Origin of the sequence: Oricola sp. (assembly GCF_965230365.1) — a bacterium.
Classification (GTDB): Bacteria; Pseudomonadota; Alphaproteobacteria; order Rhizobiales; family Rhizobiaceae; genus Oricola.
Genome location: NZ_OZ246003.1, coordinates 3,188,283 through 3,209,483, shown reverse-complemented (window position 1 = coordinate 3,209,483; position 21,201 = coordinate 3,188,283). Strand labels below are relative to the sequence as shown.

The 21,201-nt window shown below is 63.5% G+C and carries 20 protein-coding genes; 10 read left to right on the top strand and 10 right to left on the bottom strand.

The window, feature by feature from the left end; genetic code table 11:
- The first annotated feature begins 3 nt into the window (after positions 1-3).
- On the top strand, positions 4-2,232 hold the full coding sequence (locus ACO06R_RS15595) for an RNA degradosome polyphosphate kinase (protein WP_421851962.1): 2,229 nt from the start codon (positions 4-6) through the stop codon (positions 2,230-2,232).
- Between the two features lie 37 nt (positions 2,233-2,269).
- Complete coding sequence (locus ACO06R_RS15590) at positions 2,270-3,796, top strand: exopolyphosphatase (protein WP_421851959.1); 1,527 nt, start codon at positions 2,270-2,272, stop codon at positions 3,794-3,796.
- Between the two features lie 3 nt (positions 3,797-3,799).
- Here the strand turns inward: ACO06R_RS15590 and rnd are convergent, their stop codons facing one another.
- Both rnd and ACO06R_RS15580 read right to left on the bottom strand, forming a co-directional pair.
- Positions 3,800-4,954 (bottom strand): ribonuclease D, encoded by a 1,155-nt coding sequence (gene rnd / locus ACO06R_RS15585; RefSeq protein ID WP_421851956.1) that lies wholly within the window; start codon positions 4,952-4,954, stop codon positions 3,800-3,802.
- Positions 4,951-6,234, bottom strand: a complete 1,284-nt coding sequence (locus ACO06R_RS15580; RefSeq protein ID WP_421851953.1) for an MFS transporter — start codon at positions 6,232-6,234, stop codon at positions 4,951-4,953. Before ACO06R_RS15580 ends, rnd begins: the two co-directional genes overlap by 4 nt.
- Before the next feature lie 214 nt (positions 6,235-6,448).
- Here ACO06R_RS15580 and aspS point away from each other — a divergent pair, with 214 nt between their 5' ends.
- Both aspS and ACO06R_RS15570 read left to right on the top strand, forming a co-directional pair.
- Positions 6,449-8,236: an aspartate--tRNA ligase gene (gene aspS / locus ACO06R_RS15575; RefSeq protein WP_421859439.1), complete on the top strand. Its 1,788-nt coding sequence runs from the start codon at positions 6,449-6,451 to the stop codon at positions 8,234-8,236.
- Between the two features lie 26 nt (positions 8,237-8,262).
- On the top strand, positions 8,263-8,904 hold the full coding sequence (locus tag ACO06R_RS15570) for a hypothetical protein (protein ID WP_421851950.1): 642 nt from the start codon (positions 8,263-8,265) through the stop codon (positions 8,902-8,904).
- Between the two features lie 20 nt (positions 8,905-8,924).
- On the opposite strand, the gene ACO06R_RS15565 is transcribed toward ACO06R_RS15570, so the two are convergent.
- Complete coding sequence (locus ACO06R_RS15565) at positions 8,925-10,112, bottom strand: hypothetical protein (RefSeq protein WP_421851947.1); 1,188 nt, start codon at positions 10,110-10,112, stop codon at positions 8,925-8,927.
- Between the two features lie 225 nt (positions 10,113-10,337).
- On the opposite strand from ACO06R_RS15565, the gene ACO06R_RS15560 reads away from it, so the two are divergent.
- Both ACO06R_RS15560 and ACO06R_RS15555 read left to right on the top strand, forming a co-directional pair.
- The gene (locus ACO06R_RS15560) at positions 10,338-11,018 is read left to right on the top strand and encodes an SDR family oxidoreductase (protein WP_421851944.1); all 681 of its coding nucleotides are present in this window, start codon (positions 10,338-10,340) and stop codon (positions 11,016-11,018) included.
- Positions 11,019-11,033: 15 nt separating this feature from the next.
- Entirely contained in the window at positions 11,034-11,630 is a 597-nt protein-coding gene (locus tag ACO06R_RS15555; RefSeq protein WP_421851941.1) for an MOSC domain-containing protein, read from the top strand.
- A 3-nt stretch (positions 11,631-11,633) separates the two neighbouring features.
- Here ACO06R_RS15555 and ACO06R_RS15550 read toward each other — a convergent pair whose 3' ends face one another.
- The gene (locus ACO06R_RS15550; protein ID WP_421851938.1) at positions 11,634-11,972 is read right to left on the bottom strand and encodes a DUF2293 domain-containing protein; all 339 of its coding nucleotides are present in this window, start codon (positions 11,970-11,972) and stop codon (positions 11,634-11,636) included.
- 89 nt (positions 11,973-12,061) lie between these two features.
- Here ACO06R_RS15550 and ACO06R_RS15545 point away from each other — a divergent pair, with 89 nt between their 5' ends.
- On the top strand, positions 12,062-13,081 hold the full coding sequence (locus ACO06R_RS15545) for an ArsR/SmtB family transcription factor (protein ID WP_421851935.1): 1,020 nt from the start codon (positions 12,062-12,064) through the stop codon (positions 13,079-13,081).
- On the top strand, positions 13,078-13,998 hold the full coding sequence (gene metF, locus ACO06R_RS15540) for a methylenetetrahydrofolate reductase [NAD(P)H] (protein WP_421851932.1): 921 nt from the start codon (positions 13,078-13,080) through the stop codon (positions 13,996-13,998). The genes ACO06R_RS15545 and metF overlap by 4 nt, the downstream gene beginning before the upstream one ends.
- A 393-nt stretch (positions 13,999-14,391) precedes the next feature.
- Here metF and ACO06R_RS15535 read toward each other — a convergent pair whose 3' ends face one another.
- Positions 14,392-15,630: an amidase gene (locus ACO06R_RS15535; RefSeq protein ID WP_421851929.1), complete on the bottom strand. Its 1,239-nt coding sequence runs from the start codon at positions 15,628-15,630 to the stop codon at positions 14,392-14,394.
- A 146-nt stretch (positions 15,631-15,776) separates the two neighbouring features.
- On the opposite strand from ACO06R_RS15535, the gene ACO06R_RS15530 reads away from it, so the two are divergent.
- Together ACO06R_RS15530 and ACO06R_RS15525 are read left to right on the top strand one after the other, a co-directional pair.
- Positions 15,777-16,997 carry an alanine racemase gene (locus tag ACO06R_RS15530; protein ID WP_421851926.1) on the top strand — a complete coding sequence of 407 codons (1,221 nt, stop codon included), beginning with the start codon at positions 15,777-15,779 and terminating at the stop codon, positions 16,995-16,997.
- Positions 16,998-17,108: 111 nt separating this feature from the next.
- Positions 17,109-17,354, top strand: coding sequence for a hypothetical protein (locus ACO06R_RS15525; protein WP_421851923.1), 246 nt, complete (start codon positions 17,109-17,111; stop codon positions 17,352-17,354).
- Positions 17,355-17,387: 33 nt separating this feature from the next.
- Here the strand turns inward: ACO06R_RS15525 and ACO06R_RS15520 are convergent, their stop codons facing one another.
- The 5 genes from ACO06R_RS15520 to ACO06R_RS15500 all read right to left on the bottom strand — a co-directional run bounded on the left by ACO06R_RS15520 (position 17,388) and on the right by ACO06R_RS15500 (position 21,109).
- Positions 17,388-17,993: an SCO family protein gene (locus ACO06R_RS15520; protein WP_421851920.1), complete on the bottom strand. Its 606-nt coding sequence runs from the start codon at positions 17,991-17,993 to the stop codon at positions 17,388-17,390.
- A gap of 10 nt (positions 17,994-18,003) precedes the next feature.
- On the bottom strand, positions 18,004-18,489 hold the full coding sequence (locus ACO06R_RS15515) for a copper chaperone PCu(A)C (RefSeq protein ID WP_421851917.1): 486 nt from the start codon (positions 18,487-18,489) through the stop codon (positions 18,004-18,006).
- A 105-nt stretch (positions 18,490-18,594) separates the two neighbouring features.
- Entirely contained in the window at positions 18,595-18,978 is a 384-nt protein-coding gene (locus ACO06R_RS15510) for a hypothetical protein (RefSeq protein WP_421851913.1), read from the bottom strand.
- A gap of 76 nt (positions 18,979-19,054) precedes the next feature.
- Complete coding sequence (locus ACO06R_RS15505; protein ID WP_421851910.1) at positions 19,055-20,233, bottom strand: lytic murein transglycosylase; 1,179 nt, start codon at positions 20,231-20,233, stop codon at positions 19,055-19,057.
- A gap of 39 nt (positions 20,234-20,272) precedes the next feature.
- Positions 20,273-21,109 carry a GH25 family lysozyme gene (locus tag ACO06R_RS15500; RefSeq protein ID WP_421859437.1) on the bottom strand — a complete coding sequence of 279 codons (837 nt, stop codon included), beginning with the start codon at positions 21,107-21,109 and terminating at the stop codon, positions 20,273-20,275.
- Between the last annotated feature and the right edge of the window lie 92 nt (positions 21,110-21,201).

The following is a 21,201-nucleotide window of genomic DNA, read 5'->3' as shown; positions in this document are numbered from 1 at the left end:
GCGATGATGGACGACGGACAACAAGAACTGGCCGATATGAGCGACGCGGTTGAGACCACCGGCGAGGAAACCGGGCTGGATACGGCTGAAGTTGAGGCGCTTGGACTGCCGGAAGGCGAATCCCGGTTCGTGAACCGTGAGTTCTCCTGGTTGCAGTTCAATTGGCGGGTGCTCGACGAGGCGCGCAACCAAAAACACCCACTACTCGAACGGCTGCGTTTCCTGTCGATTTCGGCCGACAATCTGGATGAATTCTTCATGGTTCGCGTCGCCGGACTGGCGGGCCAGGTGCGCGAGGGTATCAGCGAGCGAAGCGTCGATGGCTTGACGCCGCAGGAACAGCTGGATTCCGTGTTGCAGGAGACCGGCCGCCTGCAGACCGAGCAGCAGGTCGTGCTGGCGGAACTGCAGGAGGAGTTGGAAGGCAAGGGCATCGAGTTCGTGCGCAGCGAGCAGCTTGGCGCCGAAGACCTGGCCTGGCTTGAAAACCATTTCTTGCAGACGATCTTCCCGGTCCTGACGCCGCTGTCGATCGACCCGGCGCACCCGTTCCCGTTCATTCCGAATCTCGGCTTCTCGATCGCGCTGGAACTGCACAATCGTTCCACGCGCAAGCAGATGAACGCGCTGATCCGCTTTCCGGTCGCGCTGCATCGCTTCATCGCCATCCCCGGCGAACGCGGTCACTACCGGTTCATCAGCCTGGAGGATGTCATCGGCCTGCACATCTCGACGCTTTACCCGGGCTTCGAAGTACGCGGGCGCGGCACGTTCAGGATCATCCGCGACAGCGATATCGAGGTCGAGGAAGAAGCCGAGGATCTGGTGCGCCTGTTCGAGACGGCGCTCAAGCGTCGCCGCCGCGGCCAGGTGATCCGCATCGAGTTCGATCACGAGATTCCGCGCGAACTGCGCGACTTCGTCACCCACGAATTGGAGGTGCCGGAAGCGCGCGTCAGCGTCCAGCCGGGCTTCCTGGCGTTGGACACGCTGTCGGAAGTCGTCTCGATCGAGCGCGACGACCTGAAATTCGAACCGCATGCGGCGCGCTTCCCCGAGCGGATTCGCGAACACAATGGCGATTGCTTTGCGGCGATCTCCGAGAAGGACATCGTCGTCCATCACCCGTATGAATCGTTCGATGTCGTGGTGCAGTTCCTGCGCCAGGCCGCGGCCGATCCGAACGTCCTGGCGATCAAGCAGACGCTCTACCGAACGTCCAAGGACAGCCCGATCATCCGCGCCCTGACCGACGCCGCCGAGGCCGGCAAGTCGGTCACCGCGCTGATCGAACTGAAGGCGCGTTTCGACGAGGAGGCCAATATCCGTTGGGCGCGCGACCTCGAGCGCGCGGGCGTGCAGGTTGTCTACGGTTTCTTCGAACTCAAGACGCACGCCAAGATGTCGCTGATCGTGCGCCGCGAGGAAGGCCGTCTGCGCAACTATGTGCACCTGGGGACCGGCAACTATCACCCGATCACCGCGAAGATCTACACCGACCTGTCCTACTTCACCTGCAACGCGGAAATCGCCCACGACGTGGCGCATGTGTTCAACTTCATCACCGGCTATGCCGATCCGGGCGAGGACATGAAGCTGGCGGTGTCGCCGCGCCATATGCGCGAGCGGATCCTGAAGCATATCCGCGAGGAGATCGACCACGCCAGGGCAGGCCGACCCGCCGAAATCTGGTTCAAGATGAACTCGCTCGTCGATGCGGCGATCATCGACGCGCTTTATGCGGCAAGCGCTGCCGGTGTCGAGATCGAGCTGGTGGTGCGCGGCATTTGCTGCCTGCGACCGCAGGTGCCGGGCCTGTCGGACAACATCCGCGTCAAGTCGATCGTCGGGCGGTTCCTCGAACACAGCCGGATTTTCTGCTTCGGCAACGGGCAGGGGCTGCCGTCCGACGACGCCATCGTCTATATCGGCTCCGCCGATTTGATGCCGCGCAATCTCGACCGCCGTGTTGAGACGCTGGTGTCGCTCGAAAATCCGACAGTGCGCGAACAGGTCGTCGGCCAGATCATGCTGGCGAACCTGCTCGACAACCAGCAGAGCTTCACCGTGCTGCCGGACGGCCGGTCGCGCCGCATCGTGCCGGCGCGCGACGAGAAGAACTTCAATGCCCAAAAGTATTTCATGACGAATCCGAGCCTGTCCGGGCGCGGAAAGTCGTTGAAATCGTCAGCCCCCCGATTGATTGCGCACAAAAAACGGGCAGAAAGCTAAAGCGCCAGAATAGACAGACTGGGTTGGGCCAGGGCCAGTGATTGAGACTGAAGACGCGCAGGGACGCCTGCGAAACCGCCAACCGGTGGCCGTGGTCGACATCGGCTCCAACTCGGTGCGGCTTGTCATCTATGAGGGCCTGGTGCGCGCGCCCTCCATCCTGTTCAACGAGAAGGTCCAGTGCGGGCTCGGGCGCGGCATTGCCGAGACCGGCAATATGAACGAGCGCGCCGTCGAAGCCGCGCTTGCCGCGCTGCGCCGTTTCCGGGGGCTTGCCGACCAGGCGCGGGTGGAGAACCTTTACGTTCTCGCCACCGCCGCAGCGCGCGAGGCCGGCAACGGGCCGGCCTTCATCAACGACGCCGAGCGCATCCTGCGCCAGGAGGTCACGGTGCTCAGCGGCCGCGAGGAGGCGCTCTACTCGGCCTATGGCATCCAGTCTGCGTTTCGCGACATCGACGGTGTGATGGGCGATCTGGGCGGCGGCAGTCTCGAACTGGTCGAGATGCAGGGGCAAGACATCGGCGACGGGCTTACGCTGCCGGTCGGCGTCATTCGCTTGTCCGAACGCGCCGGCGGCGACTATGCGCGCGCCGCGAAAATCGCCCGCGAAGACCTTCGGCGCGCCGAGTTCCTGAAGCAGTGCACGGGAAAGAACTTTTATGCGGTCGGCGGCACCTGGCGGAACCTCGCCAAGCTTTACATGGCGCATACGAGCTATCCGCTGCATGTGACGCACCATTTCGAGATGGACGCGCACAAGGCGCTCGACTTCCTCCGCCGCGTCGGCGCCAACGATGTCGAGAAGCTGAAGGGGATCGAGAGCGTGTCGCGGTCGCGCCGCGCATTGCTGCCCTTTGGCGCCATCGCCATGGTCGAATTGATCCGCGCCATGCAGCCGGGCAAGGTCGTCTTCTCCTCGTCGGGCGTCCGCGAGGGCTACCTGTTCGGCCTTCTGAACGACGAAGCGCGTCAGGCCGACGCGCTCATGGAGGCCGCCGAGGAACTGTCGATCCTGCGTTCGCGCTCGCCGCGCCACGCTCGCGAACTCGCTGAATGGACCGGCAGGGCGTTTGAAGCGTTTGGCATCGACGAGACGGAAAACGAGCGCCGTTATCGCGAAGCCGCCTGCCGGCTTGCCGACATCAGTTGGCGCGCGCATCCCGACTATCGCGGCGACCAGGCGCTGAACGTGCTCGCTTACGGTTCCTTCGTGCAGATCGACCATCCGGGGCGCGCTTACATCGCGCTCGCCAACTTCTTTCGACACGACGGCGTGAAGAATCCGGATCTCGCGCCGCCGATCCGCGCGATCGCCGACCAACGTATCTGGCAGCGTTCGCGCTATCTGGGTGCATTCTTCCGCGTCGCTTATTTGTTCACAGCGGCCATGCCCGGCGTGATTGGCGACCTTGAATGGCGGGAAAGCGAAGATGGCACGATGCAGCTGGTGCTGCCGCCATCGATGGCGGAACTGTCCGGCAGCCGACCGCTGGGACGGCTGCAACAACTGGCCAAGACGGTGGAACGCCCGGTCGAACTGGTGATCGCCGACGAGGCTTAGCCGTCAGGCGATATCGAGGATCGCCAGTTTGCGCTCCTGGAACCGGATCGCCAGTTCGCCATTGATGATACGCAACGCCTGGTCGCCGAATATCTCGCGCCGCCAGCCCTTCAGCGCCGACACGTCGGCGGTTTCTCCGGAAATGGCGATCTTCTCCAGGTCGTCCGATGTGGCGATGATCTTCTGCGCCACGCCCTGTTCTTCGGCCGTCAGCTTCAACAGCACGCGAAGCAAGTCGACGGCAGCGCTTGTGCCTTCCGGCGAGGCGGGCGGCCGCGGGATCGTCGGCAGCGAGGCCTTGTCGAGCGCCAGCGCGTCGGCCACCGCCTTGACCAGCGGTTCGGCAAAGGGCGAACGCTCGATCCCCTTGTTGAGCGACCGCAACCGGCCGAGCGCTTCCGGGCTCTGCGGCTGCTGCTGCGCGATTTCATAGACCGCATCGTCTTTCAGGATGCGCCGGCGCGGTTGGTTGCGGTTGCGCGCCTCGCGCTCGCGCCAAGCCGCGACATTCATCATGATCTGCAGTTCGATGGGCTTGCGCACGCGCAGCTTCAGCCGTCTCCATGCGTCATCGGGATGCAGGTCGTAGGTTTCGCGCGCCGTCAGCACGCTCATCTCCTCGCGCACCCAGTGCTCGCGGTTTTCCTGCTTCAGGCGGGCTGCCAGATCGTCATAGACATCGCGCAGATGGGTGACGTCAGCGAGCGCGTAGTGCAACTGCTTGTCACTCAGCGGGCGCTGGCGCCAGTCGGTAAAGCGCGAGGACTTGTCGATTGTCGCGCCGCTGACGCGCTTGACGAGCTGGTCGTAGGCGATCGCGTCGCCGAAGCCGCACACCATCGCGGCGACCTGAGTGTCGAAGATCGGCTCCGGGATTGCGCCGGCAAGCTTGAAGAAGATTTCGATGTCCTGCCGGGCGGCGTGGAAGACCTTCAACACATCCCGGTTGGACATCAATTCAAACAGCGGCGTCAGGTCGATGCCCGGCGCCAGCGGATCGACCAGCACCGCTTCCTCGACGGTCGCAAACTGGACGAGGCAAAGCTCCGGCCAGAAGGTCGTCTCGCGGATGAACTCCGTGTCGATGGTGATGTAGGGATGCCGGGCAGCACGCTGGCAGGCCTCGGCGAGGGCTTCCGTGGATTCAATCGGTTTCATGCGGTCAGGTCTTTAGTGTCGTCCTTGTTGTTTGTCGATGCGTCGTCTTCGCCCAATTCGGGGCGCGCCCGCGACCGGGCAAGCCAGGCAAGCGCCGGCGATGTGCGCAACAGGACGGTGAACGCGCCGCGCCGTTCGCTCGGCGCCGGGCCGCGCACCCGCATCCGCCAGACGGTCGCTGCGATCAGCGCGGTATGGACGACACTGGTATAGGTGAACAGGGCCGATGGCCCGAATTCTTGAACGATCAGGGAGGACACGAGCGGGCCGACCATAGCGCCAAGCGAGAAGCAGAACATCAGGCCGGCCGCGACCATCACATATTGCGACGGCTTTGCATGGTCGTTGGCATGCGCCACCGACAGCGAATAGAGCGGCAGGGCAAACGAGCCGAACAGGAAGATGCCGACGTAATTGGCGATGTAGGATTGACCGGCGACGAATGTCAGGAACAGGCCGGCAAGGACAGCGCCAAGGCTGGTCAGGATCAGGATGACCCGCCGGTCGTGCATGTCCGACCAACGGCCCAGCGGATACTGCAACACCGCGCCGCCAAGAATGCCGGCGCTCATGAAGGTGGCGACGCTGGCAATCGGCAGTCCGATCTCCTGCGCATAAAGCGGGCCGATCAGACGGAACGCGCCGTTCGTGGCCCCGATTGCCACCGCGCCGATACAGGCGATGGGTGACAGCCGCCATATCGTCCTGAGGTCGAACTGGAAATCCTCGGGCGGTTTCGGGTTGGACCGGTCGGCAAGCGAGACCGGAACGATCGAAATCATCACGATCATGGCGACCATTGCGAAAATCGCGAATCCACCGGACCCGAAGGCTGGCAGCAGGAACTGCGAACCGGTCACGGCAACAATGTCGACAATGCGATAGATCGACAGGACACGTCCGCGCATCTCGTTCTTGACGCCGGCGTTCAGCCAGCTCTCGACAGTCGTGAACAGGCCGGAAAAGCAAAAGCCCATCATGAAGCGGATCACGATCCAGCCGAGGCCATCGATCATCAGCACCATCAGAATCGTACCGGAAGCGGCGATGGCCGCGAGCGCGGAGAACGTCCGGATGTGGCCGACTGCGTTCAGCATGCGGGTAATCGAGACGCAGCCGAGCAGAAAACCGCCGAAATAGGCCGCGCCGATGGTACCGATCAGGCCGGTCGAGAATCCTTCCTCGGCGCCGCGTATGGCGATCAGCGTGCCCTGAACGCCGTTTCCGGCCAGAAGGAAGAAGGCAGCGATCAACAGCGGAAGGAACAGGCGAAGATTCATGCAACCAGGACCATAACGGGGCGGGCGGCACTATGCCGCCGCACCCCGCGATTTACCAGAACCTGAATCGCGATTTGGCCGCAAACCGCGCGACGGCGGTCAGGCGCGGGGGATCGCCTTGACAAATCGCTTCCCGCATGCGCTTTTCCGCGCGATTTTCCCGAAATGAGACCTGATGGCGCCGCATGGCGCCGCGTTGACAAAGGCAAAACTCATGCATCGTTACCGCAGCCACACTTGTGGCGCGCTCCGCAAATCGGACGCCGGTTCGACGGTCCGGCTGTCGGGCTGGGTCCATCGTGTCCGCGACCATGGCGGTCTGCTGTTTATCGACCTGCGCGATCACTACGGCATCACCCAGGTCGTTGCCGATCCCGATTCGCCCTGTTTTGCCACCGCCGAGCGTGTGCGCGGCGAGTGGGTGATCCGCATCGACGGCGAGGTCAAGCCGCGTACCGGGGAGACGGTCAACCCCAATCTTCCGACCGGCGAGGTCGAGATTTTCGCCCGCGACATGGAGATCCTGTCCGAGGCGGCTGAATTGCCGCTGCCGGTATTCGGCGAGCCGGACTATCCCGAAGACATCCGGCTGAAATATCGCTTCCTCGATCTGCGCCGCGAGACGCTGCATCGCAATATCGTCACGCGGACCGAGGTGATCGCGTCGATGCGCCGGCGCATGAACGATGTGGGCTTCACCGAGTTCCAGACACCGATCCTGACAGCATCTTCGCCGGAAGGCGCGCGCGACTTCCTGGTGCCGTCGCGCATCCATGCGGGCGAGTTCTACGCGCTGCCGCAGGCCCCGCAGCAGTACAAGCAGTTGCTGATGGTGTCGGGCTTCGACCGCTACTTCCAGATCGCGCCGTGTTTCCGCGACGAGGACCCGCGCGCCGACCGCCTGCCGGGCGAGTTCTACCAGCTCGACATCGAAATGAGCTTTGTCGAGCAGGATGACGTGTTTTCGGCGATGGAGCCGGTGGTGCGCGGCGTGTTCGAGGAGTTCGCCGATGGCAAGCCGGTGACGCCGCAGTTCCCGCTGATCCCCTATGACGAGGCGATCGCCAAATACGGCACAGACAAGCCCGATCTGCGCAACCCGATCGTCATGGAAGACGTGTCCGGGCACTTCCGCGATTCCGGTTTCAAGGTGTTCGCCAACATCCTGGCCAGCGATCCGCGTGGCGCGGTCTGGGCGATCCCGGCCAAGGGCGGCGGGTCACGCGCCTTCTGCGACCGGATGAACTCCTGGGCGCAGGGGCAGGGGCAGCCGGGCCTCGGCTACATTTTCTGGCGCTCTGAAGGCGACAACATCGAGGGCGCCGGTCCGATCGCCAAGAATATCGGCCCCGAACGTACCGAGGCCGTCCGCCAGCAGCTCGGCCTGGAGCCGGGCGACGCATGCTTCTTTGCCGCCGGCGATCCGAAAAAGTTTGCCGGTTTTGCAGGCGACGCGCGCACCCGTGTCGGCGAGGATCTCGATCTGGTCGACCGCGACCGCTTCGAACTCGCCTGGATCGTCGACTTTCCGTTCTACGAATGGGACGAAGAGGAAAAGAAGGTCGAGTTCAGCCACAACCCGTTCACCATGCCGCGCGGCGGCATCGAGGCGCTGGAAAACGAAGACCCGCTTTCGATCAAGGCCTGGCAGTACGATCTTGTCTGCAACGGCTTCGAGATCGCGTCGGGCGGTATCCGCAACCATTTGCCCGAAGTCATGGTCAAGGCGTTCGGCATCGCCGGTCTTGACGCCAGCGCGGTCGAGGAACGCTTCGGCGGCCTGTACCGTGCGTTCCAGTATGGCGCGCCGCCGCATGGCGGCATGGCGGCCGGCGTCGACCGCATCATCATGTTGATCGTCGGCGCCAAGAACCTGCGCGAGGTCGCGCTGTTCCCGATGAACCAGCAGGCCGAGGATCTGCTGATGGGCGCGCCCGCCGAGGCAAGCCCGGCCCAGATGCGCGAACTGCATCTGCGGGCGATCCCGCCGGCCAAGGACTGACCGCCGATGGACGGGGCGCACGTTGAATGACGGTTCGCGTCCTCGTCACCGGGTTTACGCCGTTTCCGGGTGCGCCGGTCAACCCGACCGAGCACCTGATCGGTCATTTCGAAAGGCACGCTCCGCGCATTGCCAGCGACGCTGCGTTTCGTTTCGCCGTGTTGCCGGTCGAATATGGCAGCGCCGTCGAAGCTCTCGAGGAGGCCGCCGGCACGTTCGATCCGCATGTCGCCATACATTTCGGCCTGGCCGACGAGGCGGCGGGTTTCCGGCTGGAACGGCTTGCGCGCAATGCAATCACGGCACCCAAGCCCGACAACACCGGCAGATTACCGGAGGCGGGCGAGATCTTTCGGGGCGGAGGACCGGTGCGGTCGACCTTGCCGCTGGACGAGATGGCCGAGACGCTGCGCGCGTTAAACCTGCCGGTCGAGTGGTCCGATGATGCCGGCGGTTATCTCTGCAACTATGTCTTCTATCACTCCGCCGCTGCGCTCTGCCGACGCGTGCGCGCCGTGATGAGCGGCTTCGTGCATGTCGGCCCGGTCGCGTTGCCGGGCGACGACGCGCGAGACGACATGCTCGATTTTGCGGGGCTGGTCGCCGGCGCGGAAGCGATCCTGTCGGTCTGTGCCGCTCGCATGGCGTCGGCTGCGGACCCGGATTGAAAAACCCGGGCCCGTGTTGGTTACTCGCCGTTGGCAGAAATATCGACGGCGAGAACCGAGATCAGCGTTTGCGGCGCGCCCATCGCGGCACCCATGATTTGCGCCACCGGGACCGGGCTGGCCGGGGCCGAGACGATCCTAAGCGAGCGCGGATTGTCCAGATAGGTGCTGACCGCAGCGCTGACCTTGGCGGCAAATTCGGGGTTCTGCAGCTGCGCCAGCGCGAATGGCAGCACGCCCTTGGCCTGTGCGACGATGCTCTCGCGGTTGGTGCCCTGTTGCCTCGCGGCGAAATCGAGCGCGCGGCCGGTCAGCGACCGGTCGACGACCTCGATCGACAGACCGCTGATTTCCAATTGCTGCATAAGGCCGAGCATGGCCATGCCTGCGGCATCGTTGTTCGGCTGCTGGGCAAGCTGTTCCTGAAGCGCCTGCATGGCGGCGAGCACCTCGGTCGTGTAGCCGCCGATCGACAGATCGATATTGAGATTGGCGGCATCGTCGAATTCGTAGGCCATGTTTGCCGACATGTCGCCAGACGCCGTGTTCCAGCTGCCGTCGCCGGAAATGCGGCCGGTCAGCTGATCGTAGCCGAATTCCGACATCGTGGCCCGTGCCTGGGGATCCGGCAGGTTGGCGAAATCGACTTCGAAGCGGGTGACCTCGAAATCGTAATCGAGCGTGCCGCCGGGCTCGTAGGGGCTGATCTCCGATGTGACGCCGTCGACCTCGAAAATCGTGTTTCCGCCGGTCGAAACCGTCATGGCTCCGATATTCATCCTGCGGAAGATACCCGCGGCCGCCACAGGGTCGGGATCGTTCGGCCCCGGAATGTAATAACCCTCCAAATTGGCGCCGTCGAAGGTGACGGTGACGCCCTCCTGGGTCATCGATCCGGCGGGCGCGGACATGCGGCCGACCAGGAAGCCGCCGTCACCGGCTTCGACGACCTGCTGCAGGACGACCCCACCGAACATGAACGATCCGTCCTCATCGGGGGCGCTGAGTGTGATGTCGGAGATGATCACATCGTTCGCACCCTGGGAAGCGACCGAGCCGGCGGCGACATCGACACCCTGCTTCGCGAACTGCCGCTTCAGGCCTTCGAATACGGCTTCGGCGTCGATGTCGGCAGATGCATGGCCCGTCAGGGCGAGAATCATGGCCGCGGCGGCGGCCGTGTTGAACAACTGGGTCCGGACTTTCATGGATGGGCCTCTCTGTGGAATCACTGCAAGCAGGGCTTACGATGTTTGGGGTTCACGCAGTGTGACAATGCGCACGGCAATGTGGCAATGAAATGCTCGCCCTTTTGGTGATTATGCTTCACGGGAACTTGTCCCGATATGTGGCATTTAGGGTGGACCGGGCAGGAGGGCGGCGTTACAGGCAGCGCGTCCCGGCTTGTCCGGGTCGCTTCTAAAGGAACCGTCGTGACTTCGCTTCTGGTAACCGGCTGTGCGCGCGGAATTGGATTTGAACTGGTACGCCAGGCGCTTCAGCGCGGCTGGACGGTGGCCGGCTCGGTGCGCGACGAGGATGCCGCGCGCCGGATGCAGGCGCGTTTTCCCGAGCGGTTTACGGCTCTGGTGTTCGACGTGACCGACGCCGAGGCGGTCGCAAGGGCTGCAGAAAGCCACGCAGGCGTCGTGGATATCCTGATCAACAATGCCGGGATTATCGGGCCTTCGCGGCAATCGACGGTCGACATGGATTTCGAGGGTTTTGCCGATACGCTTGCCATTAACACGATCGCGCCCTTGCGGGTCACGCAGGCCTTCCTGCCGCATCTGCGCCGCGCACCGGCCGCGCGTATCCTGACGGTGTCGTCCTTCATGGGCAGCCTGTCCTACGCCAAGTCCGACCGCATCGCCTATCGCGCCTCGAAGGCGGCGGTAAACAAGGTGATGCAGGGCCTGGCGACGGACCTCGCGCCCGAAGGCATCGCGGTACACTCGCTGCACCCGGGATGGGTGCGCACTGACATGGGCGGGCCGGAAGCCGATGTCGCCGCGGACGAAAGCGCCGCTGGTATACTCGACGTTGCCGAATCGACCACCATCGCCGACACCGGCACCTTCGTCGATTGGCGCGGCCAGACCCTCGATTGGTAAGGACAGGAGCAAGCAATGACGAATGTGGACATCGTACCCTCCAGAAAGATCGTGGGCGCGGTCGATGGCCTGTTCAGCGCCACGGGCGAAGACTTCGTGTCGGCGCCGGTCGGAGAACTGGTGTTGACCTGGGAGGGTATTGCCGACGACCTGCATGCCGGCATGACGCGAAAGTCGGGCGCGCGCGAGCCGTGGTACCCGCGCGGCACCGAGATGCGCAACGAACGCCAGATCACGATCCTGTCGCGCGACGAACTGGCCGAGGCGGCAGGCGAAATGCAGATCGACCGGATCGAGCCGGAATGGGTCGGCGCCAACATGACGCTGTCCGGAATTCCTGCCCTGTCGATGCTGCCGGCATCAACGCTGCTTTTCTTCGAGGGCGGAGTGACGCTGAAGGTCGATTTCCAGAACGGCCCGTGCCGGTTCGCCGGCAGGGCGATCGCCCGTGGCCTCGGGCGCGGCGACGATGCGGATCTGGCGCTGTCCTTCGTGCCGGCGGCCAAGCGCCGTCGCGGCTTGCTCGCCTGGGTGGAGATACCGGGGCGGATTGCCGTTGGCGAACGTGTCGAGGCGCGATTGCCCGAACAGTGGATCTACAGCGCGGCGTAGGCGTCAGTCCTCGACCGGGTCGGGCAGGCCGGACTCGGTTTCGCTGTCGCGCGTGTCGACCAGCCGCGTCGCCCGCCAGCTGGTCAGCACCGCATTGATGTCGTCGGCGACGAAATGCCGGGCCGCGTCGCGGTCATAGCCATCGTCCAGCAGTGCGTCATAATCGGTTTGCGTATGCCGGATATGAGCGACCAGCGACAGCCAGACGGCGATGGAAACCGGCAGATGGCGCAGGTGCTTCTGGCCCGACAATGCCTTGACCTCCTCGGCCTCGTTGAACGGGATCATCGGCGTCAGCGCATTCAGCGCCTTGGCGGTCTCGCGTTGTCTCTTCGTCGCCATTTGCGGGCTTTGCCTTCAATTGCCGGCGCCGGGTTGCCATCTGTCGCTACGCGATATAAAGATATGTTTATGTCTTTTCGAGGAAGCAGATGAGTTTACCCGGCATATCACTCGACGCGGTCGTCGAGGTTTTGAAGACCATAGCCGAACCCACCCGGCTGCGCATCCTGAACCTCCTGGCCGACTGTGACCTGACGGTTTCCGAACTGACCGCCATTCTCGGCCAGTCGCAGCCTCGGGTTTCGCGCCATCTCAAGCTGATGCTCGATTCGCGCCTGATCCGCAGGCGGCAGGAAGGCTCCTGGGCGCTCTTTCGCCTGAGCCGCGACGCCGCCGGGGACGTGCTTGTCCAGGAATTGCTGTCGCGCATCGACAAGGCAGACGAAACCGTGCGCCGCGACCGCGAGCGCCTCGTCGACGTCAAGTCGAAACGGCGCGAGAAGGCGTCAGCCTACTTCTCCAAGAACGCGTCGAGCTGGGACGAGATCCGCTCGCTGCATGTGGCCGATGATACAGTGGAAAAGGCGCTCATGTCGCTGATTGGCGACAAGCCGGTCCGCTACATGCTCGATCTGGGCACCGGAACAGGGCGTATCCTCGAACTGCTGTCCGGTGTCTATCAGTACGGGATCGGCATCGATTCCAACCGCGAGATGCTCAACATCGCGCGCAGCAATCTCGATTCCGCCGGTGTGCGCAACGCCGAGGTGCGCCTCGGCGACGTCTACAATCCGCCGGTTTCGCGCAACAGTTTCGATCTCGTTACCATTCATCAGGTGCTCCACTTCCTCGACGATCCTGCCGAGGTGATCCGGCAGGCGGCGCGCACCATGCGTCCCGGCGCACGGCTCGCCATTGTCGATTTCGCGCCGCATGCGCTCGATTTCCTGCGCGATGAGCACGCACATCACCGGCTCGGCTTTTCCGATCAGGACATCGCCGCATGGCTTGCCGGCGCCGAACTCGACCTATCAGCCTCGACCGAGCTTGCAGCCGGCAAGGAGGGAAGCGACCGGCTGACGGTCAAGATCTGGGTTGCCGACGACCGCCGCATCGAAATCGCAGACGACATCGCCGATACACTGTCGCCACTGGAGACTGTTGCATGAGACCGGCCATCAAGACGCTCGGCAGCGAAGGCGCATCCAGCGCGATGCGCGTGTCGTTTGAGTTCTTTCCGCCCAAGACCGCGCAGATGGCGGACACCCTCGGCGACACCATCGAGCGGCTGACGCCGCTTGGCCCGGAGTTTGTCTCGGTGACCTACGGCGCTGGCGGTTCGACCCGCGAACCGACGCGCGAAACACTGGAGAAGGTGCTCGCCACCGGGTCGACCCCGGCCACGGCTCACTTGACCTGTGTCGATGCAACCCGCGACGAGGTAGACGAGGTAGCCAGGGACTTCATGGCGCTGGGCATTCGCCGCTTTGTGGCGCTACGCGGCGATCCCGCCAGCGGTGTCGGCACGGCCTACCGGCCGCATCCGGACGGCTATGAGAACGCCGCCGCGCTGGTCGCCGGGCTACGCGCCCTGGGCGATCTCGACATCTCGGTTGCCGCCTATCCGGAGAAGCATCCCGAGAGCCCCGATTTAGCTGCCGATATCGACATGCTGAAGCGCAAGGTCGACAATGGCGCAGACCGGGCGATCACGCAGTTCTTCTTCGAGAACGACACTTTCATGCGCTATCTCGAGCGGGTGCGCGCTGCCGGCATCGATGTACCAATTGTGCCGGGCATCGTTCCGATTCACAGCTTCAAGGCTGTCAGAAACTTTGCCGCGCGCTGCGGCGCTTCGGTGCCCGATTGGCTGGCCGAGCGGTTCGACGGGTTGGAAGACGATCCGAACACCCACGCGCTGGTTGCCAGCGCAGTGGCGGCCGAGCAGGTCTTCAACCTGGTCGAGCGTGGCACCCACGATTTCCATTTCTACACGATGAACCGGCCTGATCTGGTCTTTGCGATCTGCCGTTTGCTCGGTATTCGCGAGGATACCGAGGACGATGACAGGCTGCACGCCGCCTGAACGGCGTGTGCCGTCGTCAAGAAGCCCGCAACCATCCGGTTCCGGGCTTGTGCGCTATGTTTGCGGCAAACATACCGTCTGCCGCACGCCGATTTCAGGGTAAAATACCGAAGATGAGAGCGCCGAGAAAAACAAAAGCTGCGCAGACCATCATCATGTTGATCGAACGTGTCAAGCTCATCGCAAGCCTCCATGCTCAGACCAGATGAGTCTATAAAGCTTATACGAAGGTACAAGAAAATTCGTTGCTGCGGCGCAAAAGATGCTGAATCGTTTGTTGAAAATTTCCAGCTAAAGCCATGTGAGTAAAACGATTTCGGTTGTCGAGAAATTGTGTAAAAACTTTCGCAAACTGTGCGCAAGACGTTTCGCCACCGGCAATCGGGGCGAAAATCAGGCGGCCAACCGCTGCTCCAGCCAGCGCGCTGTCTGCAATGCGAGCTTGTCGCGTCCGAACCGGCCGACGATCTGGACACCGAGCGGCAGACCGGATGCATCGCTCAGCCCGGCGACGTTCACGCAGGGGCACCCCGTCAGCGTCCAGAGCTTGTTGAATACCGGCGATCCGGTCGAATCCAGCCCGGCGGGCGCCGAACTCGGCGCGGACGGTGTGATCAGAGCATCCAGATCGTTGAACAGGCCTGTTGCCGCCTTGCGCGCCTGCCGCGCGATACGCCGACCGTTGTCGTATATCTGAGGCTCGGTCGCCTGGCCTTCCTCCAGTGTCGTCCTGAGCAATGCGCTCAGTGCATCGCGGTGACGCGCCAACTCATCGCCGAAGGCGAGAGCGGCCTCGTAGTTCTGGATGATCGGGTGAATTTCGCGTCCGCGGCTCAGGGCCTCCGGTTCGTCGACTTCGACCACCCGCGCACCGGCCTTTGCGGCGGTTTCGGCGGCGCGTTGCACCGCCGCCTGCATGTCCGGTGTTGCCTCATCCCAGATCGCTGTCCGGTAGACGCCGATACGCGGCGCCTCACGCAGTTCGTCGGCCTCGAGGTCCCGGCCGGTCAGCAGCGAGGCGAAGCGCGCGACATCGGCAATGCTCGCGGCGAAGAAACCGACCGTATCGAGCGACCACGAAAACGTCTTCATGCCGGTCGCCGGCACCAGCCGGAAGCTTGGCTTGTAGCCTGCGATGCCGCAATAGGCCGCCGGCCGGATGACCGAACCGCCGGTCTGCGTACCGAGCGCGGCCGGGATCATGCCCGCCGCAACCGCCGCTGCCGATCCGGACGACGATCCGCCCGGCGTGTGCGCAGGGTTTAATGGATTGACGGTCTCCGCAGGTTCGAGAAAGGCGAATTCGGTCGTCACAGTCTTTCCGATGGCATGCGCCCCGCGCCGACGGGCCAGTGCGACGACGCCGGCGTCCGCGCGCGGTTGGTGGTTGGCGAAGATCGCGGAACCGTACTCCGTCGGCATGTCGTAGGTATCGAAGATATCCTTGATGCCCAGCGCGATACCCGCCAACGGACCACTGTCAGCGACGGACCCTGTAGTATCGTTCAGATGCCGGAACGCCTTCACATCGTCATCGCTGGCGGCAATCGCCCGCCGGCTTTCGGCGATTGCCTCATCAGGGCTTATTCGTCCTGCAGCGATGTCTTCGAGTATCGTACAGACGGACAGCACGGCTGGCCTCCCAGGTAACATTCTCCGGCTCGCTCTATCGCTTACAGAAGATTTTTCGCGCCGCAAGTCCCGTGCAACGGCCTGTCAATGAGACGCGAACGTGCTAAGCCCAACCGGCGGATGCACATCGTCAAGCGGAGACAGGAATGGACAAGTTCGCCACGGCGCGCGATGCGGCCCTGAAGCTTCGGCCGGACGTGCCGGTCTATTGTTTCCGCCCGCATGTGCTGCAGCAGGACGCACGGCGTTTCATGTCCGCATTTCCCGGCAAGACGGCCTATGCGGTCAAAACCAATGGTGAACCGCTGGTCATCAAGACGCTGGTAGACGCCGGCGTAGACTGCTTCGATGTCGCATCGCCGGCCGAGTTCGCAGCAGTGCGCCGCTATTCGGCGACCGCCGAGCTGCTTTACATGCACCCGGTCAAGGCATTGTCCGATATCCGCCTGGCGCTGGATCATTATCGGATTCGCACGCTGGTGGTGGATCACGAGGACGAGATCGCCAAGGTACTGCGCGTCTGCCGCGCGCTCGACATCGACCAGACCACGGTCACCATATTCGTACGCATCGCGACCAAGGGGCAGGCGGCCTACGAACTGTCCAAGAAGTTCGGCGCGGCGCCCGGCCATGCCGTCGAATTGCTGCAACGGCTGCACCGCATCGGCTTTCCCACAGGCATCTGCTTTCATGTCGGCAGCCAGATCGAGGAGGCGGGAACCTATGAACGGGCGCTTGCATCGGCCGACTGGGTGCGCAACCGCGCCGACGTGCCGCTTGCCGGACTGGATGTCGGCGGCGGGTTCCCCGCCGCCTATGGCCACAATCCGAAGAGCCGCGCGCCCGCCGCGCCGCCTCTCGATGACCTGATGACGGATTTGCGACAAGCGCTCGCTGAATGGGAGTTCGACACCATTCCGCTTGTCGCCGAGCCGGGCCGGGTGATCGTGGCACGCGCGTTCTCGCTGATCGTACGTGTGCTGTTGCGCAAGGGAAGGCGGCTTTACATCAATGACGGTATCTGGGCGTCGCTGTCGGATTCCTGGACCGGTAAGATCACGTTGCCGGCACGCTTCATTCCAGATCCGAACATCCGCCGCCGCAATGGCGATCCGTCGGCGATCGTTCCGTTCAAGGTGTGTGGTGCGACCTGCGATTCCGTCGATATCCTGACGCGCCCCTTCTACCTGCCGGAAACGATCGACACCGGCGACTGGATCGAGATCGGCAATATCGGCGCCTATTCGCTGTCGTTGCGTTCCCGGTTCAACGGGTTCTACCCGGATACCTTCGTCGAGGTAGAGGAGCCGTTCGATGCGGGCGGTGCGCCGGAAGGTACCGCCAGCCTCGAGACGATGGCGGACTGAGGCCCGCAGGTCGGAGTGTCCAACGGGGCAATATCTGGCGCTTCAATGTGTCCCATTGTCCCCGGGAAGCGCGGGCATAAGTTCAGGCTGAGAAAGCTCAGGAACGCTCCCATGCCCAAACTCGTCCGTTATGTTCTGATGAATTCGGCCGCCGGGATCGCATTCGGCTGGCTGGTCGCCTTTGGCCTCGTGCACTTCAATGTCGGCCATCTCGGCGAACTCTACGCCCACAGCGATCACAAGGTTGCGGCGACCGCACTGCTGGCGTTGACCTTCGGCATTACCTTCGGGTTCGCCTTCGTGGCGACGGCGGTCATGCTGATCCCGACCGACAAGGATAATTTCGACCGCATGTAGGGTGCCGGGAGTGGTCCCCCGACACCATGAGTTTTAGCTGGCGGCGAGATTGCGCAGTTTCTCGATCGCGGTTTCGCTCTCCTCGCCAAAGGCGATGACGCTCTTCAGATGGCCCTGTCTGTCGACCAGGAACACCGAAGCGGTGTGGTCCATCGTGTAGTCGCCATCGTCCAGCGGCACCTTGCGCCAGTAGATGTGCCAGGCCTTGGCGAGTTCGGCGACCCGGTCCGGGTCGCCGGTGATACCGATGATCCGGTCGGTAAAGCTGGTCACGTAGCTTTCCATGATCTCAGGCGTGTCGCGCGTCGGATCGACGGTGATGAAGTAGCCGTCGATATCCGCGCCCTCCTGGCCGAGGGCTTCCAGCCAGCCGGCCATCTCATAGAGGGTCGTGGGGCAAATCTCCGGGCAATGCGTGAACCCGAAGAAGACGGCGACCGGCTTGCCGGCCATCGCCTTTTCGGTGATCGGGTCGCCATTGTGGTCGATCAGTTCGAACGGTGCCCCGATGGGCGCGCTCGCCATGACCGACCTTTCCGTGCCGCGATTGGCCACCTGATAGTAGAACAGGCCGCCGATCGCCACGAGCATGATCGCCGTGACGGTGAGCAGGATCGTTGTGCGAAGATTTGCCGACACGTTCGTTTCCTCAGTGGTCGTGGTTGTGTTTCATTTTCATCTCGCCGGGCGCGACGACCTTGAAGCCCAGCTCGATCTCGCCGGCATTCTGGAACACCACGGTGCCCTTGACCATCTCGCCTTCCTTGAGCTGTTCGTTCAGCTTCATGAACATGACGTGATAGCCGCCGGGTTTCAGCTCGACGCTGCCGCCGGCCGGGATTTCCAGCCCGCCTTCGATTTCGCGCATCTTCATGACGTCGTTTTCCATCTTCATTTCATGGATCTCGACCTTGCCGGCAAATGGAGCCGAACCGGCGATCAGGCGGTCGGCCTCGGAGCCTTCATTGCGGATGATCATGTAACCGCCCGAAACCGGTGCGTTCGGCGGCGTCGCGCGCGCTGTCGGATGCTCGATGACCAGGTCGCCGATCTTGTAGTCGTGGGCAAGGGCGGAGCCGGTCAGCGCAAGGGCAAAGGCAGCGGCAGCGAGTGTGGATTTGATGATGAGTTGCATGGGTCTTTCTTTCTTCTGTCGTGACTAAATGTGTTTTGTGCGGCGCTCCGCATCGTCGGCACGTTGATATGCCGCAGGACGGGGCGGTTGGACCGCTTGTGAAAATCAAATGAAGGCGTGGGGAGGCCCGCGTGGCGGGGCTGCCGGTGGATAGGCCGCGCCGGCGACCCTCAACTCGCGCGGGAGTGGCGGCAGGACGTGTCCCCACACGCCGCACCGTTCGAAATCTGCCGGGGCCGCGGGCAACGCCACTGCGCCGGCAATGCGGCAAAACTCGCAGGCGCCTGACGTGTCCTGATCGCCGTCGTCGCCAGACCGGCCGCCGATACAGATACTGAGAACCGTGCCGTCCGGCAGTGTGTAGGCGCTTAAATCCGGCAAATCGCCGGCGTTCGCCGCCGGAGCCCGGTGCGCAAACGACACCAGCACCAATGCGAAAACGCACAGGAGGCGCGTCGCCAATGCCGCTATCGTTCCGCTGGCCGTCATCGGTCCTTTCCGGTTGCCGCAGCCGATTTACCGGTTCACGCGCCGGTGATCAATGCGGCAAGGTGGCCCGGCGGCCCTACAAAGCGTTGAGCAGCCTTGCTGTTGGCCAGGCATCTGCCGGCAGGCCGAGCCGTTGCTGCTCCTTGCGGACCGCACCACGCGTGCCGGCGCCGAGAATGCCGTCGATATCGCCGACATCGTGGCCGCGCGCGGCGAGCTTGCGCTGTAGCGACTTCATCTGGTCGCGACCGAGCCCGGGCTCGGGTGAACCGATATCGAAGCGCGGCGCGCCGCCAAGACGAGTGGCGAAATAGGCGGCGGTCGTCACATAGGTGAGCGACTGGTTCCACTCCAGGAACACCCGGAAGTTGGGGTAGGCGAGAAAGGCCGGGCCCTTGCGGCCCTGTGGCAGCAGCAAGTGCGCATCGGCGCTGGCCGGCAGATCGCCGCTGCGCGCCGTGACGCCGCGCCCCTGCCATTCGGCAACCGGCAGCGATGTGTGCAGGCCGGCGTCGGACCATTCCATGCTCGAAGGCACCTTGACCTCGATCAGCCAGGGCTGATTGGCGCGCCAACCGAGCGCCTGCAGGAAGTTGCCCGCCGTCATGATGGCGTCCGGCGAGGACGTTTTCAGCCGGATACGCCCGTCGCCATCGCCGTCGCGCCCCTTGGTCAGGTAGTCTTCGGGCAGGACCTGCACCTGGCCGATCTCGCCGGCCCAGGCGCCGGTGATATCGGCGGGCACGATGCCGAGATCGATCAGTTCTCCGAGAGCGATCATTTGCGGGCGGAACAATTCCGGTCGGCGGCAGTCATGTGCCAGCGTCGCGATCGCGTTGAGTGTGTTGAAGTCGCCCTGATAGCCGCCGAAATCGGTCTCCAGTCCCCAGAACGCGCCGATCACCTCGGGCGCGACGCCAAACTCGGCGCGCACGCGCTGGAAGGTGCTGTCGTACTGGCGCAGCTTTGAGCGGCCGACATCCATCCGGTTTTGCGAGATCAGCTTGCCTGCAAACGTCGCGAAATCGAGCGTGAACACGCCCTGCGCGCGGTCACGCCGCAACACCGAGGGATTGACTTGCGCCGAGCCGATGGCGCGCAGCCCCGCCTGGCCGACCCCGGCGGCGCGCGCTTCCTCCACCATGGCTTTTCGCCAAGCGCCGAAGTCGCCGCCGCACGGCACCTGGGCCGAGGCTGTCGCAGTGGTGGCGCCCACTGCCAAAACGGCAAGTAAGTTGCGTGCGGTGTTGTTCATGTCTGCGTCGCTCCTCCGGCAAGCTGTTCGATTTCTGGTTCAGATACTGTTTTCTTCAAGCCACTTCTGCCAGTCGGCGCGGCCGCCTGAAAACACATTGATATCGGCATTACCGGAAATGCCCGGAACGACGCCGGTTCCCGTGTACTGCCAGAAAGTCCATTTGCGGCCGGGATAGGTGATCCGCGGATGCGCCGCGACCGTCCGGAGCCAGAAAGTTTCGCCCTTGAAGTGGCCGGCGATGTTCTGCCGGTAGAAGTCCGGCGTTGTGTAGATTACCGGCCGCACCCCGTAGTGACGCTCCAGCGTGTTGAGGAAAACGCGCATCTCGGCGCGGACCTTGCGTGCCGGCGGGCGCTCTTTACAGCTCGGAGACTTGTGATTCCACTCCATGTCGAGCACCGGCGCCAGCGCCCCGGTCTCGCGCGGGACGTGGCGGATGAACCAGCGCGCCTGCTCGATCGCCGGTCTGCAGAAGTAGAAGAAGTGATAGGCGCCGCGCCGGATGCCGGCCCGTTTCGACTGGCGCCAATACTCGCGAAACCGCTCATCGACGCGGTCGCCGCCTTCGGTCGCCTTGATGAAGGCAAAAGCGATATCCGCGCGCTTCGTTTTCTGCCAGTCGATTGCGCCCTGGTACTTGGAAACATCGATGCCGTGAACCGCATAACCATGCGGCCCGCCGCCTTCGAAGGCGTCAACGGGATCGTTGTCGGCGAATTTCGGCGCGGAAAGCGGCAGGATGGAATCCGCGAAATCGGCGGAGAAGCCGGAACAGCCCGCCAAGGCAAGCCCGATACCCACAAGCGCTGCCGGGATGAAACCTGTTCGCACCGATTCGTCCTTTTCAGCCGCCGTTGTTCTAGCGCAACACATCTGCGCGGTCATGCCGATTGTCGGCGCAGCCGATTGACGCCTGCACCTGACGGAGCGTAGTTCTGCGCCATACTGAATGACAGGTGTTACTG

Excerpts from the sequence above, each read along its gene's own strand:
- ACO06R_RS15595 (WP_421851962.1), top strand. The coding sequence starts at position 4 with ATGATGGACGACGGACAACAAGAACTGGCCGATATGAGCGACGCGGTT.
- rnd (WP_421851956.1), bottom strand. The coding sequence starts at position 4,954 with ATGAAACCGATTGAATCCACGGAAGCCCTCGCCGAGGCCTGCCAGCGT.
- ACO06R_RS15580 (WP_421851953.1), bottom strand. The coding sequence starts at position 6,234 with ATGAATCTTCGCCTGTTCCTTCCGCTGTTGATCGCTGCCTTCTTCCTT.
- aspS (WP_421859439.1), top strand. The coding sequence starts at position 6,449 with ATGCATCGTTACCGCAGCCACACTTGTGGCGCGCTCCGCAAATCGGAC.
- ACO06R_RS15570 (WP_421851950.1), top strand. The coding sequence starts at position 8,263 with ATGACGGTTCGCGTCCTCGTCACCGGGTTTACGCCGTTTCCGGGTGCG.
- ACO06R_RS15565 (WP_421851947.1), bottom strand. The coding sequence starts at position 10,112 with ATGAAAGTCCGGACCCAGTTGTTCAACACGGCCGCCGCCGCGGCCATG.
- ACO06R_RS15555 (WP_421851941.1), top strand. The coding sequence starts at position 11,034 with ATGACGAATGTGGACATCGTACCCTCCAGAAAGATCGTGGGCGCGGTC.
- ACO06R_RS15550 (WP_421851938.1), bottom strand. The coding sequence starts at position 11,972 with ATGGCGACGAAGAGACAACGCGAGACCGCCAAGGCGCTGAATGCGCTG.
- ACO06R_RS15545 (WP_421851935.1), top strand. The coding sequence starts at position 12,062 with ATGAGTTTACCCGGCATATCACTCGACGCGGTCGTCGAGGTTTTGAAG.
- metF (WP_421851932.1), top strand. The coding sequence starts at position 13,078 with ATGAGACCGGCCATCAAGACGCTCGGCAGCGAAGGCGCATCCAGCGCG.
- ACO06R_RS15530 (WP_421851926.1), top strand. The coding sequence starts at position 15,777 with ATGGACAAGTTCGCCACGGCGCGCGATGCGGCCCTGAAGCTTCGGCCG.
- ACO06R_RS15525 (WP_421851923.1), top strand. The coding sequence starts at position 17,109 with ATGCCCAAACTCGTCCGTTATGTTCTGATGAATTCGGCCGCCGGGATC.
- ACO06R_RS15515 (WP_421851917.1), bottom strand. The coding sequence starts at position 18,489 with ATGCAACTCATCATCAAATCCACACTCGCTGCCGCTGCCTTTGCCCTT.
- ACO06R_RS15510 (WP_421851913.1), bottom strand. The coding sequence starts at position 18,978 with ATGACGGCCAGCGGAACGATAGCGGCATTGGCGACGCGCCTCCTGTGC.
- ACO06R_RS15505 (WP_421851910.1), bottom strand. The coding sequence starts at position 20,233 with ATGAACAACACCGCACGCAACTTACTTGCCGTTTTGGCAGTGGGCGCC.
- ACO06R_RS15500 (WP_421859437.1), bottom strand. The coding sequence starts at position 21,109 with ATGTGTTGCGCTAGAACAACGGCGGCTGAAAAGGACGAATCGGTGCGA.